Annotated in this window: 16 protein-coding genes and 1 riboswitch; of the genes, 7 read left to right on the forward strand and 9 right to left on the reverse strand. The window is 53.6% G+C overall.

From position 1 onward, the window contains the following. Nucleotides 1-46 precede the first annotated feature (46 nt). The 7 genes from hpf to H8K27_RS02550 form a co-directional block, all read right to left on the reverse strand. The gene (gene hpf, locus H8K27_RS02520) at nucleotides 47-391 is read right to left on the reverse strand and encodes a ribosome hibernation-promoting factor, HPF/YfiA family (RefSeq protein ID WP_176804237.1); all 345 of its coding nucleotides are present in this window, start codon (nucleotides 389-391) and stop codon (nucleotides 47-49) included. 109 nt (nucleotides 392-500) lie between these two features. After that, nucleotides 501-1982, reverse strand: a complete 1482-nt coding sequence (locus H8K27_RS02525; RefSeq protein ID WP_186861619.1) for an RNA polymerase factor sigma-54 — start codon at nucleotides 1980-1982, stop codon at nucleotides 501-503. An 11-nt stretch (nucleotides 1983-1993) separates the two neighbouring features. Then, nucleotides 1994-2746: an LPS export ABC transporter ATP-binding protein gene (gene lptB / locus H8K27_RS02530; RefSeq protein ID WP_186861620.1), complete on the reverse strand. Its 753-nt coding sequence runs from the start codon at nucleotides 2744-2746 to the stop codon at nucleotides 1994-1996. 1 nt (nucleotide 2747) lies between these two features. Then, on the reverse strand, nucleotides 2748-3329 hold the full coding sequence (gene lptA / locus H8K27_RS02535) for a lipopolysaccharide transport periplasmic protein LptA (RefSeq protein WP_186861621.1): 582 nt from the start codon (nucleotides 3327-3329) through the stop codon (nucleotides 2748-2750). A 12-nt stretch (nucleotides 3330-3341) separates the two neighbouring features. Further along, nucleotides 3342-3986 (reverse strand): LPS export ABC transporter periplasmic protein LptC, encoded by a 645-nt coding sequence (gene lptC / locus H8K27_RS02540; RefSeq protein WP_186861622.1) that lies wholly within the window; start codon nucleotides 3984-3986, stop codon nucleotides 3342-3344. Then, nucleotides 3983-4507 (reverse strand): KdsC family phosphatase, encoded by a 525-nt coding sequence (locus H8K27_RS02545; RefSeq protein ID WP_186861623.1) that lies wholly within the window; start codon nucleotides 4505-4507, stop codon nucleotides 3983-3985. Before H8K27_RS02545 ends, lptC begins: the two co-directional genes overlap by 4 nt. Beyond that, nucleotides 4507-5532 (reverse strand): KpsF/GutQ family sugar-phosphate isomerase, encoded by a 1026-nt coding sequence (locus H8K27_RS02550; RefSeq protein WP_186861624.1) that lies wholly within the window; start codon nucleotides 5530-5532, stop codon nucleotides 4507-4509. The genes H8K27_RS02545 and H8K27_RS02550 overlap by 1 nt, the downstream gene beginning before the upstream one ends. Nucleotides 5533-5645: 113 nt before the next feature. Between H8K27_RS02550 and H8K27_RS02555 the strand changes: the two genes are divergently transcribed. The 6 genes from H8K27_RS02555 to H8K27_RS02580 all read left to right on the forward strand — a co-directional run bounded on the left by H8K27_RS02555 (nucleotide 5646) and on the right by H8K27_RS02580 (nucleotide 12159). Then, nucleotides 5646-7628: a monovalent cation:proton antiporter family protein gene (locus tag H8K27_RS02555; protein WP_186861625.1), complete on the forward strand. Its 1983-nt coding sequence runs from the start codon at nucleotides 5646-5648 to the stop codon at nucleotides 7626-7628. Between the two features lie 33 nt (nucleotides 7629-7661). Further along, the gene (locus H8K27_RS02560) at nucleotides 7662-8204 is read left to right on the forward strand and encodes an adenine phosphoribosyltransferase (RefSeq protein WP_186861626.1); all 543 of its coding nucleotides are present in this window, start codon (nucleotides 7662-7664) and stop codon (nucleotides 8202-8204) included. A gap of 182 nt (nucleotides 8205-8386) precedes the next feature. Next, nucleotides 8387-8531: riboswitch (S-adenosyl-L-homocysteine riboswitch) on the forward strand. Between the two features lie 39 nt (nucleotides 8532-8570). Continuing rightward, nucleotides 8571-9980 (forward strand): adenosylhomocysteinase, encoded by a 1410-nt coding sequence (gene ahcY, locus H8K27_RS02565; protein WP_186861627.1) that lies wholly within the window; start codon nucleotides 8571-8573, stop codon nucleotides 9978-9980. 68 nt (nucleotides 9981-10048) lie between these two features. Then, the gene (locus tag H8K27_RS02570; RefSeq protein WP_186861628.1) at nucleotides 10049-10390 is read left to right on the forward strand and encodes a phage holin family protein; all 342 of its coding nucleotides are present in this window, start codon (nucleotides 10049-10051) and stop codon (nucleotides 10388-10390) included. After that, nucleotides 10390-11217, forward strand: a complete 828-nt coding sequence (metF, locus tag H8K27_RS02575; protein WP_186861629.1) for a methylenetetrahydrofolate reductase [NAD(P)H] — start codon at nucleotides 10390-10392, stop codon at nucleotides 11215-11217. Before H8K27_RS02570 ends, metF begins: the two co-directional genes overlap by 1 nt. Nucleotides 11218-11376: 159 nt before the next feature. Next, on the forward strand, nucleotides 11377-12159 hold the full coding sequence (locus tag H8K27_RS02580) for an oxygen-binding di-iron domain-containing protein (protein ID WP_230418827.1): 783 nt from the start codon (nucleotides 11377-11379) through the stop codon (nucleotides 12157-12159). Nucleotides 12160-12193: 34 nt separating this feature from the next. Here the strand turns inward: H8K27_RS02580 and H8K27_RS02585 are convergent, their stop codons facing one another. Continuing rightward, the gene (locus H8K27_RS02585) at nucleotides 12194-12673 is read right to left on the reverse strand and encodes an Lrp/AsnC family transcriptional regulator (RefSeq protein WP_186861631.1); all 480 of its coding nucleotides are present in this window, start codon (nucleotides 12671-12673) and stop codon (nucleotides 12194-12196) included. 147 nt (nucleotides 12674-12820) lie between these two features. On the opposite strand from H8K27_RS02585, the gene metC reads away from it, so the two are divergent. Further along, nucleotides 12821-14035 (forward strand): cystathionine beta-lyase, encoded by a 1215-nt coding sequence (gene metC, locus H8K27_RS02590; protein WP_186861632.1) that lies wholly within the window; start codon nucleotides 12821-12823, stop codon nucleotides 14033-14035. A 122-nt stretch (nucleotides 14036-14157) separates the two neighbouring features. Here the strand turns inward: metC and H8K27_RS02595 are convergent, their stop codons facing one another. Further along, the gene (locus H8K27_RS02595; RefSeq protein WP_186861633.1) at nucleotides 14158-14760 is read right to left on the reverse strand and encodes an energy transducer TonB; all 603 of its coding nucleotides are present in this window, start codon (nucleotides 14758-14760) and stop codon (nucleotides 14158-14160) included. Nucleotides 14761-15000: the final 240 nt, after the last annotated feature.

Here is a 15000-nt window from a genome sequence, read left to right on the forward strand (position 1 = left end):
ATAAAAAAGGACGCTCAAGCGTCCTTTTTGATGCGACTGCGCTCAGTCAGGGCGATGCCGGATCAGGGATATGCTTGATCGCGTCATGCTGGTGATCCTGGATTTTATCTTTGTGCTTGATGACCTGGCGATCCAGTTTGTCTACCAGTGCATCAATGGCCGCATACAGATCATGCGCGAGACTTTCGACATGAATGTCTTTACCGCTGATATGCAGATTGATGTCGGCTTTATGCCTTTTTTCTTTTTCACGGAGCTTATCAACCGTCAGGATGACGGCAATATCAATGACCTGATCGAAGTGACGCCGGATGCGTTCCAGTTTGGTATGTACATATTCACGAATGGCAGGAGTGACTTCGACGTGATGTCCACTGATGGTGAGATTCATACTGTGCTCCTATAGTGATGTTGCTTGCTGTTACGATAGGCTCATTCGATTCGGGATGTTCTGAGCTAAATCATATATAGCAATTCAAACCGTGATTACAAGGACTAAGTTACAAAGATTTTCGCAGGCTGACTGGGGGAATTTTGAGGGCTTCACGGTATTTGGCAACGGTACGCCGTGCAATCACCATGCCTTGTTCACCCAGCATGTCTGCAATTTTGCTGTCAGAGAGTGGGCTTTTCTGGTCTTCTGCTCCTATCAACTGCTTGATGAGTGCTCGTATCGCGGTGGACGATGCTTCCCCCCCGGTTTCCGTCGCGACATGGCTGCCGAAAAAGTATTTCAACTCAAACATGCCATGTGGGGTCAACATGTATTTTTGGGTCGTTACACGGGAAATAGTGCTTTCGTGTAATCCCAGTGTATCAGCTATTTCGCGCAAAACAAGGGGGCGCATGGCAACTGCGCCGTGAGTGAAAAAATTGCGTTGTCTTTCAACTATGGCTTGTGCGACGCGCAAAATCGTGTCGAAACGCTGACGCATATTTTTGATCAGCCAGCGCGCCTCCTGCAGCTGCGTGCTGAGCCCAGTTTCACCGCGGTTTTGCCGCATGATGTTGGCATACATGCTGCTGATTCTTAATTTGGGCATCACATCCTGATTCAGCAATACCTGCCAGTTGCTGCCGCATTTTTTGACAATCACATCCGGTACGACGTAGTCGGAATCATGGCTGGTGAAAGCTGCCCCGGGGCGGGGTTCGCACAGCCGGATGACGGTTTGCGCTTCCCGCAAATCTTCGTCATCGCAATTGAAGATTCTCTTGAGTTTGGTGAAATCCCGCTGGGCAAATAAAGTCAGTTGCGTTTCGACAATGGCGAGCGCCAGCCTGCGAGTGACGAAGGGAATGCGAGGCAGGCGTCTGATCTGCAGGGCGAGGCATTCCGAGAGTGTTCTGGCGCCGATTCCTGCGGGTTCAAAACTCTGCACCATTGTCAGCGCAAAATGCAGTTCTTCCGGTTCGACGCATAATTCAATCGGCAAACCTGAGTAGATGTCGTCGAGTGATTCCGCCAGATAGCCATTGTCATCCAGCGCATCAATGATCAGCTCAGTCAGCGCACGATCACGCGGTTCCCGCAGATTCAGGCGCATTTGTTCGCGCAGATGATCGTGCAGGCTGATATGGGCTGCTTCCAGTTGGGGGCGGCTCTCTTCGTCGTCCTGGCTGCGGGCTGCAGCTGGGGCATTATCAAAATTCCAGTCCTGATCGCTGGCGCTGATGCTGTCTGCCGGAGGAAAATCGGGCTCTGCCACAGTGTCCTGGGATACCGGACTGCTTTCCGTGCCGGATGAGGGCGGGCTGTCCTCGCCATATTGTTTGTCATGGCTGACTGCGCCGTCGGCCAGTAAGCGCACTGCCTGATCCAGCGGATCATCCGTACGTTCCAGTAACGGATTTTCTGTCAGTAAATTTTCCAGCTCCTGATGCAGTTCTAGTGTGGACAACTGGAGCAACCGTATCGATTGCTGCAACTGAGGCGTCAGTGCCAGATGCTGGGAGGTGCGGAGTTGCAGACCTTGTTTCATGATGCAGCCCGTTACATGCGGAAGTGTTCTCCCAGATACACCCGCCGTACGGATTCATTCTGAATGATATCGTCCGGCTTGCCACTGGCGAGTACTGCACCCTGATTAATAATATAGGCATGGTCACAGATACCCAGCGTCTCACGGACATTGTGATCGGTGATCAGTACACCGATGCCACGCTCTTTCAGGAAGCGCACGATGCGCTGAATTTCAATGACAGCGATAGGGTCCACGCCGGCAAACGGCTCATCCAGCAGAACGAAGCGCGGATTGGTTGCCAGCGCCCTGGCGATTTCCACCCGCCGGCGTTCTCCGCCCGATAGTGCCAGCGCCTGACTCTCGCGGATTTTTTCTATCTGCAGATCGGCCAGCAGTGCATTCAGACGTTCCTGAATGACTTTGCCGGTCAAAAATTTTCCATCCGGATTTTTTTGTAATTCCAGCACGGCCTGGATATTTTCTTCGACCGTCAGTTTGCGGAAAACGGAGGCCTCCTGCGGCAGATAGGACAGGCCCAGAACTGCACGCTTATGGATGGGCAGATCGGAGACATTGACGCCGTTGATCGAGATTTCCCCGCCATCTGAAGGTACCAGGCCGACGATCATATAAAACGAGGTCGTCTTGCCTGCGCCATTGGGTCCCAGCAAACCAACCACTTCCCCGCTTTTAACCTGCAATGAAACATCCCGCACCACCTGGCGCGCGCCGTAACGCTTTTGCAGTCCGTTCACCATCAAGGTGCTATCGTGTTCTGTCATATCAGTCAGCCTGTTTTTCTGCTTTGCTGCGGATCACGATACGGACGCGGGAATTGCCCTCGACGTGCTGGCCGCTGGTGGAGTTGGTTCCCAGGAAGACGTCATTCTTGCTGTCGTAGGATAAGTACGCACCTGATTGTTCTTGCGTGACTTTTTTCCCATCCAGATAACGTACCTGCGCATTCGAAATCAGTTTTACCATTTCGGTTGATTCGTCATATTCGGCGGATTCGGCCTGGCCTTCTATCCATAAATCCGGCCCGCCATCCCGTTTCTGGCGAAATGTGACCGGTGTGCCAGGTTTGCTGAGCAGCACGACATTTTGCTTACCGTCGGCAGCCTGTTTCAGGTTGGCTTTTTCTGCCCTGATCAGCAACGTTCCGCGGCTGATGGTGACGCCATGCGACAGGACGGCGACATTGTTTTTGATATCGTCAAATGAATGGCCGGCTTCAATGATCGTATCCGCATAGCTGTCTGCTTTTTCTGCCCGTGCTGCAGAAATTGCAGTCATGCTCAGGGCAAACAGTGTCAGGCTCAGCAAATATCCGGTGCGTTGACTGGCAAAAGAAAAGAAGTACATGGCTGACTCGCTTTAATGGTCGTGAGAGTTGGAATGATGTCCGGCATTTTTCTTGATATGAACCCGGACTTTACTCAGTAATTCAAATTCCTGTCTGGCGTTATTGGCATTCAGGCCAACGGCCGTGGTGTCTGTGTTGGCCGTAATCAGGCTGACCGCTTTGTCTGTTTTGATGATGTCGCTATCCGGCATCAGCATTAAATATTCGGTATCGAGCCGCATGAAACGCGAGTTCAGACCTTCCGGGCGTTCTACACTGACCTGATCGTACAAATGCACCACATCCTGTTCCCGCCGCGGTTTGGTGGTGTCTGATTTCTGTTCGACCACAGCGCGGCCGGCACTGATCGTAATCGGGGTGCGCTGGTCGTCAAAACTATTGATCAGCGGATGCTGAATTTCATACTGATCTGTGCGCGGCAGATGAACCAGACTGTCGCCAGTGACGTGGTAATTGGCTTTTCCGTTGTTGGACAGTTTGATGAAATTGAATTTTTCGACGTAATAATCCGGCTCCTGACGTGCCGTGTTGCGCTGGTAATCGTCGTCCCCGCGCATGATCACATTTTGCAGCCAGAAACTGCCGAGCGCGATCACTGCGATGGTGGCAACAGCCATCCAGATGCGGGCGCGGTCGAGGGTAATCGGTGTTTTCATGCCAGAAACTGTGCCATGACGGCGTCGTATTTTTGCTGGGCGCGCAGCAGATAGTCGCAGACTTCACGCACTGCGCCTTTTCCGCCAGTTGCCGTTGTGATGTAGTGCACACGCTGCCTGACCTCGGCATGGGCGTTTGGCACGGAGACGGCAAATCCGACGCGTGTCAGCACGGGCAGATCAATCACGTCGTCGCCGATAAAGCCGCATTCTCCGGCGCTCAGTCCCAGTTCCTGTAGTAGTTGGAGGAAAGCGGATTTTTTGTCATGAATGCCCTGCCGCACATGGCTGACACCTAAGTCCGCAGCCCGTCGTGCCACGATGGGAGACTGTCTGGCGCTGATAATGGCTGTAGCGATTCCTGCGTCCTGTATCAGTCGCATGCCTTGACCATCAAGCACGCTGAAGGTTTTTAATGCCTCGCCATCGGCACCGAAATGCAGACTGCCATCGGTCAGAATGCCATCGACATCAAAGATCATCAGACGGACTCTGGCTGCGCGTGTCATTGCTTCAGACATCAGATCACCTTTGCCCTGGTCAGGTCGTGAATATGCAAAGCCCCGACCAGCGTATGCGCGCTGTCGGTCACCAGTAACTGGTTAATACGATATGTTTCCATAACTTCCACGGCTTCGACCGCGAGCTGGTCTGCGCGTACACTGCGCGGGTTGGTATGCATGACGTCAGCGATGCGGATCTGGGTGAAGTCCTGCGAGGTCTCCATCAGCCGCCGCAAATCACCGTCGGTGAATACCCCGACTACTTTGTTTTCCGCATCGACCACGGCGGTCATTGCCATGCCCTTTTTGGTAATTTCGAGTAAGGCTGTCGTCAATCTGGTATCTGGCGTCACGCTTGGAATGGCCTCACCGGTTCGCATGACATCTTTCACATAAGTCAGCAGGCGACGTCCTAATGCACCACCCGGGTGGGAGCGGGCAAAATCCTCTTCCCGGAAACCGCGCGCATCCAGCACGGCGACTGCCAACGCATCGCCCAGTGCCAGCGTGACGGTGGTACTGGCTGTCGGCGCCAGATTCAGCGGGCAGGCTTCTTTATCGACATGCAGATTCAGATGGATATCAGCAATACCGGCCAGACTTGATTGCGGGTTGCCGGTCAGTGCGATCAGCCTGACGCCGAGCCGTTTGATGATCGGCAGGATAGACATCAGTTCAGAAGCTTCGCCGGAATAGGAAATAGCGATAAAGACATCCTGCGGCGTCACCATGCCAAGATCGCCATGCGCGGCTTCTGCCGGATGGACGAAAAAGGACGGTGTGCCGGTTGATGCGAAGGTGGCTGAAATTTTGCGGGCAATATGACCGGATTTGCCAATGCCGGAAACCACCACTCTGCCGTGGCAAGAGAGCAACATGCTGACTGCCTGCGAAAATGCCGGGGCATCGTCAGCGCGCAGCCGTTCCTGTAACTGGATCAGCGCATCGGCTTCAATTTGCAGGGTTTCGGACGCGAGCTGCACAGCACGCCGGGCGGCTGATACCAGTGCGTCATCGGTAGGGGATGCATTCAGAGCGTTCATGCCGGAAGTATAAACGAAATTCTGTAAGCAAAAACTCTGCCAGACGTAAGGAAGTCAATCATCGTTGGAATAAAACAGGATTCAGCGTCGATAAATCGGCAATAATAGTCTTCATGAATGCACTTGATACCACACTTTCCCTGTTAGCTGCCGCCGTTCTGGGGGTGGTGGCCTTTCGCATGCTGCAGTTGCCGCCTATTCTCGGCTATCTGGTCGTCGGCATCCTGATTGGGCCGTTTGGACTGCGGTTTGCCGAAGACAGCGCAGTGACCCATGAAATGGCTGAATTTGGCGTGGTGTTCCTGATGTTTTCGATCGGACTCGAATTTTCCCTGTCCAAGCTGATGTCCATGCGCAAGGCTGTATTCGGCCTGGGCATGGCGCAGGTGGTGGTCACGATTGCATCGAGTTTCCTGCTGGGCGCCGTTGCCAGCGCCTGGCTGCCGCGTTATTTCCAGATCGGTTGGGAAGCTGCTTTTGCGCTGGGGGGCGCACTGGCCATGTCTTCCACGGCGATTGTATCCAAAATGCTCACTGAGCGGCTGGAGCTCGAAAGTCTGCACGGTCGGCAGATCATCAGTGTTTTATTGTTTCAGGATCTGGCAGTGGTTCCCTTGCTGATTCTGGTACCCGCGCTGGCAGCCCATTCTAAGGATGTGGTGCAGACTCTGGCCTGGGCCAGCGGCAAAGCGGTGCTGGTGTTGTTGCTGTTGCTGGTGGTCGGACAGCGGATCATGCGCACCTGGTTCACAATCGTGGTCCGGCGGCGATCGCAGGAACTGTTTATGCTGAATCTGCTGTTCATCACGCTGGGCGCTGCCTGGCTGACCGAAAAAGCCGGACTCTCCATGGCTTTGGGCGCATTCGTGGCGGGCATGCTGATTTCTGAAACCGAATTCCGGCATCAGGTGGAAGAAGATATCAAACCTTTTCGCGACGTTTTGCTCGGTCTGTTTTTCATCACGATCGGTATGCTGCTGAACTGGCGACTGGTATGGGATCATTTATGGCTGGTGATGTTGCTGTTTATCGGCCCCATGCTGTTAAAGCTGGTGCTGATTACCGGGCTGGCGCGCGCGTTCGGCAGTTCGGTCAGCGTTGCATTGCGTACCGGGCTGGCATTAGCGCAGGCGGGTGAATTCGGATTCGTCTTGCTGAATCAGGCGGGAGATCTGCAATTGATTGATCCGCAGTTGCTGCAGCTGATTCTGGCGTCCATGGTGTTGTCGATGCTGACATCTCCGTTCATTCTGGCGAAGTCCGATGCCATTGTCATGAAATTCTCCGCCAACGAATGGATGATGCAATCGCTGGCCCTGACGCAGATCGCAGCCCGCACCATGACGTCGAAAAAGCACGTGATTATTGCCGGTTTTGGCCGCAGCGGACAAAGTCTGGCGCGCTTGCTCGAGGAGGAAAAAATTGATTATCATGCACTGGATCTCGATCCTGACCGGGTGCATGAGGCGCAGACCGCGGGAGCCAATGTCTCATACGGTGATGCTGCCCGGCGTGAGAGCCTGATGGCCGCAGGGATTCACCGTGCGGCTGCATTGGTTGTGACTTATACCAGCACGGCGTCGGCGCTGAAAGTGCTGCATTTCGTCAATGAGATCAATCCGGCATTACCCGTGATTGTGCGCAGCCACGATGATGTTGACCTTGAAAAATTACGGGCCGCGGGTGCGACGGAAGTCGTACCGGAGCTGATGGAGGGCAGTCTGATGCTGGCTTCCCACGCGCTGGTCATGCTGGGGATTCCGTTGCGCCGCGTGGTGCACCGGGTGCAGGCGGCAAGGGAAGCGCGTTATGAGTCCCTGCGCGGGTTTTTCCGCGGCGCCAGCGATGTTGCCGACAGTCCGGAAGCGATGCAGATCCGCCTGCATACGATCGTCCTCAATGAACGGGCAAATGCAATCGGAAAAATGCTCGGTGAACTGCAGCTGGCCGAAATTGGCGCTGATGTGCATACCGTCAGGCGAGGCAGAGTCAGGCAGGAGCATCATGATTCGATGCTGCTGCAGGCGGGAGATATCGTCGTTGTCCGCGGCACCTCAGAGGCTGTCGCGAGAGCAGAACAACGCCTGCTAAAATAGCGGGTTATTTTTGAAACTGAAGGACTTCCGGCGATGTTTAATCCCTCCGAATACATCAAACAACATATACGCACTGTGCCGGACTGGCCGCAACCGGGCGTGATGTTTCGTGATATCACCCCGTTATTGCAAAACCCGAAGGTGTTTCGCGTCCTGATCGATATGTTCGTGCATCGTTACATGGACCAGAAAATCGATGTCGTCGCCGGACTGGATGCGCGCGGTTTCATTATCGGTTCGGTGCTGGCGTATGAGCTGAATCTTGGTTTTGTGCCTATCCGGAAAAAAGGCAAACTGCCTTTCCATACGGTATCGGAAGAGTATGAACTCGAATACGGCAGCGCAACGGTCGAACTGCATTCGGATGCTTGTAAACAGGGTGATCGCGTGGTATTGATCGATGATCTGGTCGCCACCGGCGGTACCATGATGGCCGGTAAAAAATTGCTGGAGCGTCTTGGTGCCACCGTCGTCGAAGGTGCGGTGATCGTGGATTTGCCTGAACTTGGCGGTTCCAGACTGATCGCGGAGAGCGGCCTGCCTTTATACACGGTTTGCCAGTTTGACGGCCATTAAACCGGTCGCAATTTGCAGTGATGCATGCATTTCCGGGGCTGGCGATTGTTCCCGGCCTAATTAGAAATACTTGCCGGACGTGATGTTGCTTTCATGATATTTCCCTGTCGCCGCGCCCGTCAGCGACAGGCGGTTGCGGCATGAAAATGTGCATAATCCGGCTTGCTGCGCTATACTTCAGCTCTTCCAAGGAGCGTTGCGACAAGTGCTCAAACTTGCCAGGCTTGGAATCACGGGTTCAGCCCGCTAACCTTTTTTCTTATCTCTGCACGAGGTGAAGAATGAAACCGGACAGCGGCTGGCTCATCAAAACTGCGCTCACGTTACTTTTTTCTATCGAAAGGAGGGCGTGAGAACGCCACCATCATGACTATTCACACTGCAAACCAGGATTACCTCGTCGCCGATATCAGTCTGGCTGACTGGGGTCGTAAAGAAATCAAAATCGCCGAAACGGAGATGCCCGGCCTGATGGCAATCCGTGAAGAATTCGCTGCGAGCCAGCCGCTTAAAGGCGCACGCATTACCGGTTCGCTGCACATGACGATCCAGACTGCGGTACTGATCGAAACACTGGTCGCGCTGGGTGCGCAAGTACGCTGGGCTTCCTGCAATATCTACTCGACCCAGGATCACGCCGCAGCAGCGATTGCCGCCGGCGGTACGCCGGTGTTCGCGTTCAAAGGCGAAAACCTCGACGAATACTGGGAATTCACGCACCGTATTTTCGAATGGACCGACGGCGGCTATTCGAACATGATTCTGGACGACGGCGGCGATGCAACGCTGCTGCTGCACCTTGGTACCCGCGCTGAAAAAGATATCTCGGTACTCGCCAATCCGGGTTCCGAAGAAGAAGTCTGCCTGTTCAATGCGATCAAATCGCACCTGAAAAACGAGCCGGACTGGTATTCGAAACGCCTCGCCGCCATCAAGGGTGTGACCGAAGAAACCACCACCGGCGTGCATCGTCTGTACCAGATGCACAAAGAAGGCAAGCTGGCTTTTCCGGCGATTAACGTCAACGACTCGGTCACTAAATCGAAGTTCGATAATCTGTACGGTTGCCGCGAATCGCTGGTCGATGGCATCAAGCGCGCGACCGACGTGATGATCGCCGGCAAGGTCGCGGTCATCGTCGGTTATGGTGATGTCGGCAAGGGCTGTGCGCAAGCGATGCGCGCGCTGTCGGCGCAAGTCTGGGTCACTGAAATCGATCCTATCTGCGCATTGCAGGCGGCGATGGAAGGCTTCCGCGTCGTCACGATGGATTACGCGGCTGCGCTCGGCGATATTTTCGTCACCACCACCGGCAATTACCATGTCATCAACCACGATCACATGGCGAAGATGAAGGATCAGGCGATCGTCTGCAACATCGGTCACTTCGATAATGAAATCGACGTCGCTTCGCTGAAGAAATACACCTGGGAAAACATCAAGCCGCAAGTTGATCACGTCATTTTCCCCGACGGTAAGCGCATTATCCTGCTGGCCGAAGGCCGCCTGGTCAATCTTGGCTGCGGCACCGGTCATCCTTCGTATGTGATGAGCTCTTCGTTCGCGAACCAGACGATTGCGCAGATCGAACTGTTCCAGAACAATGATAAATATCCGGTTGGCGTCTACACGCTGCCGAAACATCTCGACGAAAAAGTCGCACGTCTGCAGTTGAAGAAGCTGAATGCGCAACTGAGCGAACTGACCGACGAACAGGCGGCTTATATTGGCGTTAAAAAAGAAGGCCCTTACAAGCCGGAACACTACCGTTATTAATCCAGACTAATGCTCCCCGTATGCCGGCCGCAGCGGGGAGTGTCCGGTCATTCTGAAGGAGAAAGTTGATGCGTCTGCTTGCAACCTGGCTGGTCAATGCGCTGGCATTACTCACGATTCCATATCTGATGCATTCTGTCTCCATTGACAGTTTTGGGACAGCTTTGCTGGTGGCGCTGGTACTGGGGCTGGTAAATACCATTCTGCGTCCGGTGCTGGTGATCCTCACTTTACCGGTAACTGTGATGACGATGGGGCTGTTTATTTTTATTATTAACGGGCTGCTGTTCTGGGCTGTTGCCAATCTGGTGCAGGGATTTCATGTTGCCGGATTCTGGTCGGCGGTTGGCGGTGCGTTGTTGTATAGCGTGATTTCCTGGACGCTCTCGACTCTTCTTTTACAAAAATAATGACTACGCATAATTTCAGCATTGAGTTTTTTCCGCCCAAAACTGAAGAGGGTGCAGAGAAGCTCCGGGTAACCCGTGCGAAACTGGGGGAACTCAAGCCTAAATATTTTTCCGTCACGTTTGGCGCCGGTGGAACGACGCAGCAAGGAACCCTCGATACCGTGATTGAAATCAGGCGTGAAGGTTATGATGCTGCCCCGCATCTGTCCTGTGTTGGCGGAACCCGGGATTCGATCCGCCAGATCCTGCAGCAGTATCAGGCGCATGATATCCGCCGGCTGGTGGCGCTGCGCGGCGATTTGCCAAGCGGTTATGGTATGGGCGGTGAATTCCGGCATGCCAGCGATCTGGTGGAATTTATCCGCGCCGAAACCGGTGACTGGTTCCATATCGAAGTGGCGGCTTATCCTGAAATGCATCCTCAGGCGCGTTCTCCGCAGGACGACCTGAATCATTTTGTCCGCAAAATGCAGGCCGGTGCCAATGCAGCCATCACGCAGTATTTTTATAATGCCGATGCCTATTTCCGGTTTGCGGATGAGGCCAGAAAAGCCGGCGTCAGCGCGCCGATTGTTGCAGGTATTATGCCGATCACGAACAGCAGCCAGCTGCAGCGTTTTTCGGAAATGTGCGGCGCAGAAATTCCGCGCTGGATACGTCTGAAGCTCAACAGCTACGGGGACGACAGCGCTTCGATCAAGGCGTTTGGGCTGGATGTGGTCACGCAGATGTGTGAACGGCTGTTGCAGGGCGGCGCGCCCGGTCTCCATTTCTACTCTCTGAATCAGGCTGCCGCCACTACAGCGATCTGGCAGCGCCTGCTCTGATTTTGCTGGTGATGCAAGCGGCAGGCGAAGCGTCTGCTGCTCGGTGATCACGCACCTATATCCTGATACCTTGAAATTGATGTAAGTCAATAATCAATACATAATTTTGATTACAATCAATTTATCCTTTTTGGGATGGCATCGGTTTCAGGAGATAAATTGGCGATCGAACTTTATAACGACGGTAAACACATCTGCGTGATGTTTAATGATCTGGTGAAAGATGCCGGAGATCATGCCGTACAGGCCAATCAGTTCCTGGTGGTGTCAGATGGTGAAGGCGCTCTGATCGATCCTTCCGGTCATCTGACTTATAACTCGCTGGTGCTGGCGATGCATAAATATTTGCCTAAGCAACAGCTGAAATATCTGTTTGCGTCACATCAGGATCCTGACATTATCGGTGCACTCGACAAATGGCTGTTCAGCACCGGGTGCAATTTATACGTTTCCAAACTATGGTCGCGTTTTGTCCCGCATTTCTGCAACCTGAACCGTGCCGATGGCCGGATTATCGGTATCCCCGATGAGGGAATGCCGGTGCATCTGCCAGACACCACGATCTATGCCGTGCCTGCCCATTTTTTACATGCGGAAGGTAATTTTCAGTTCTACGACAGCAAATCTAAAATCCTGTTTTCAGGTGACGTCGGTGCATCTATGGTGGATCCGGATGATATTCAGCGCCCAATCCGGACGAAGGATGATTTTTACCAGGAGCTGCATACCATGAGCGGTTTTCATAAGCGCTACATGGTTTCCAACAAAGTATGCCGTTTGTGGGCGAATATGGTCAGAAATATGGATGTCGAGATGATGGTTCCGCAACATGGGCGCTATTTTGTCGGTAAAGAAGCGATCCATGCTTTTCTGGACTGGATTGAAAATCTGCAATGCGGCATTGATCTGTTCACTCAGGAGCATTACCGCTTCCGGGTCTGATCGCTTGCGCTTCACAATTGACGAAGCGGGGCTATCAGTTTTTGCCGGACTTCAGAATGGCATAATCGAGCGGCAGTGCTGTGGTGCTTTTGATGACTTCCATCACAAAGCTGGAACTGACGTCCTGCAGGTCGGCAACTTTCACCAGTTTCTTATAGACCAGATCAAAGCCAGCCATGTCCGGCACATGCACTTTGAGTAAGTAATCAATATCCCCGCTCATGCGCAGAATTTCCACAATTTCCGGAATATCTTTGACGCCGGTAATAAATTTCTGCATCCATTTTTCATTATGCTGTGCCGCTTTCAACGTGACCATGACCGTCAGGCCAAGATTGAGCCGGGCTGGATCACACAACACAACATGCTGACGGATAACTCCCTCTTCCTGCAGTTTCTGCAAACGCCGCCAGCATGGTGTCGTGGACAAATGCACCGCCTGTGCCAGATCGCTGAGTGGGACGGATGCATCTTTTTGCAGTATTTGCAGAATTTCTAAATCTTTTTTATCCATTTTTAATAATTAGTAGAAAAATTTTCTGATTTATATATTCTACGTTGAAAAGTTTGGTAAAAAATTCTGACGCAGGATTGTTAGGATAATGCCTTCTTGGCCTGAGCCGGATTAAAGAATCCGGGGCCTGATATTGATGGAGTATTCATGCGCACACATACCAGCGATCTGCAAACTGCCACCCGCCTGACCCATGCCGGGCGTAAGGGAAAATCACACCATGGACCAGTCAATCCGCCGCTGGTGCGTGCTTCTACAATGCTGTTTCCCGATTGTGCTGCACTGAAGGAGGCGAACGGTACCCGCCGTTCCTACGGCCGTCATGCGACCGAGACCACGCTGGCGCTGGAGGAAGCGCTGTGCGCCGCTGAGGGGGCAGCAGCCTGCATGCTGACTTCTTCGGGATTATCCGCTATTACCACGACTTTGCTGGCCTTGCTCAATCCCGGAGATCATTTGCTGATGGCGGATACGGTATACGACCCGACGCGCCAGTTTTGCGATGGCCTGTTAAAACAGCATGGAATTCGCACCACCTACTACGACCCTTTGATCGGTGCCGGGATTGCCGCGCTGATTGAGCCGGAAACCCGTGTTGTATTTGTGGAGTCTCCCGGCTCTCTGACATTTGAAGTTCAGGATATTCCGGCGATTGCTGCGGCAGCGCATGCAGCGGGGGCGGTGGTCGTTTCTGACAGCACCTGGGCAACGCCGATTGGCTGGGCTTCTTTTAAGCTGGGTGTGGATGTGTCGATTCACGCAGCGACGAAATACATCGTCGGTCATTCCGATGCGCTGATGGGGGCAATTCTGACCAATGAGGCTTTGCATCAGCGTATCCGTGATACCTACCGGCAGCTGGGAATGTCTGTTGGTGGTGATGATGCAGCGCTGGCTTTGCGTGGCCTGCGGACGATGGCAGCAAGGCTGGCCGTGCACCGTGACAGCGCGCAGCAGATTGCCCGCTGGTTACAGCAGCAACCGGAGGTGGCGGAGATCCTGTATCCGCCACTGGAAGGGACGGCCGGTCACGCATTATGGAAACGCGATTTCCGGCCTGAATATGCCTGCGGTCTGATGGGCGTGGTATTCCGGCAGGATATTACGGAATCGCAGGTGGCGGCACTGATTGACCGGACGCAGTTATTCGGCATCGGTTTCAGTTGGGGAGGATATGAGAGCCTGATACTGCCGACCCGGCCAGCGAATTACCGTACAGTTAACGCAGAAAGCTGGCAGTCGCCGATGCTGCGTCTGCATGTCGGTCTGGAAGCGGTGCCGGATCTGATTGCCGATCTGCGGGCAGGTTTCAGTGCCATGCGCGAACTGCATGGCGAGGAAACGCTGTCAGTTGCCGGTTGAGTAGATGCAGCGGTGGTTCATTTTTATCCAAGCTGGTCTTGCCGCTGTTGATGGCAGGGGAATGCTGGTGTCAACATATCGGATGTTACTGCGCGACGCTGACTTTGCATGGTGTTGCGCCGTTAATCACCCGGTTTGACACTGGGCTCGCTGATCACGGTGATTTTTAATACGGCCTTCACCGCCTTGCCATTGATTTCCCCCGGTGTAAAGCGGGCATTCCGGAAACGCTGTGCGATCAGCCCGGAAAATGCGCGCGCATCCTCGCCCTCAACAGATTCCAGAACGTCGGCGACGGTACCGTCGCTATCAATCAGCAGCGTCAGTTCTGCTTTTCCTGCCACAGCCACTTCGTCGATCGCAGTGGTATTCAAGTCGATATCGGTGATGGGTTCCGGTAAGCGGGTCAGACTGCCCGCCGGGAAATAGTTTCCGGATAATGCGTTGTCAGTCAGCGGCTTTGCCTGTTCGCTGGACTTCTTTATGTTGGCAGCTGAGTTGTGCGTCTCTATCGGTTCTTCTTTCCCGGGTTGCACCGGTACGGCTGGATTCTGATTTTTATTGCTCGTCACAATGCGTATCCTCAGCCCTGACGATGTTGCTCCTTTGCCTGGCAGAGTTCTGATGGTGCCATAGGACGCGAAGTCTCCTCGCCAGAAAATCCACAGACATGCCAGATGCAAGGCCAGGGAGCACAATAAAAATTTCAGCAGACGTGCGTTCATGTGTGTGGCGGGGGTATTCGTTTGAACGCCTATTTTTTCACAAAATGCTGTTCCGGTGCCCGCTCAAAACGGGTGCGTACAACGAATGAGCGGCTGCAATGGTTTGATATGAATGGTGAGGCAGGTGTGGCGGGCTCAGGAGATGTCGTTGAACTGGGATTCATCCTGTTGTGAAACGCCCTGACAATGACGCCCTCAATGGCGATTGCTCATCGCATGAGGGCGTCAGCCGGGTAGCTT

It is taken from the genome of Cognatundibacterium griseum (assembly GCF_014284195.1).
In the GTDB taxonomy this organism is placed as follows: domain Bacteria; phylum Pseudomonadota; class Gammaproteobacteria; order Burkholderiales; family Burkholderiaceae_D; genus Undibacterium; species Undibacterium griseum.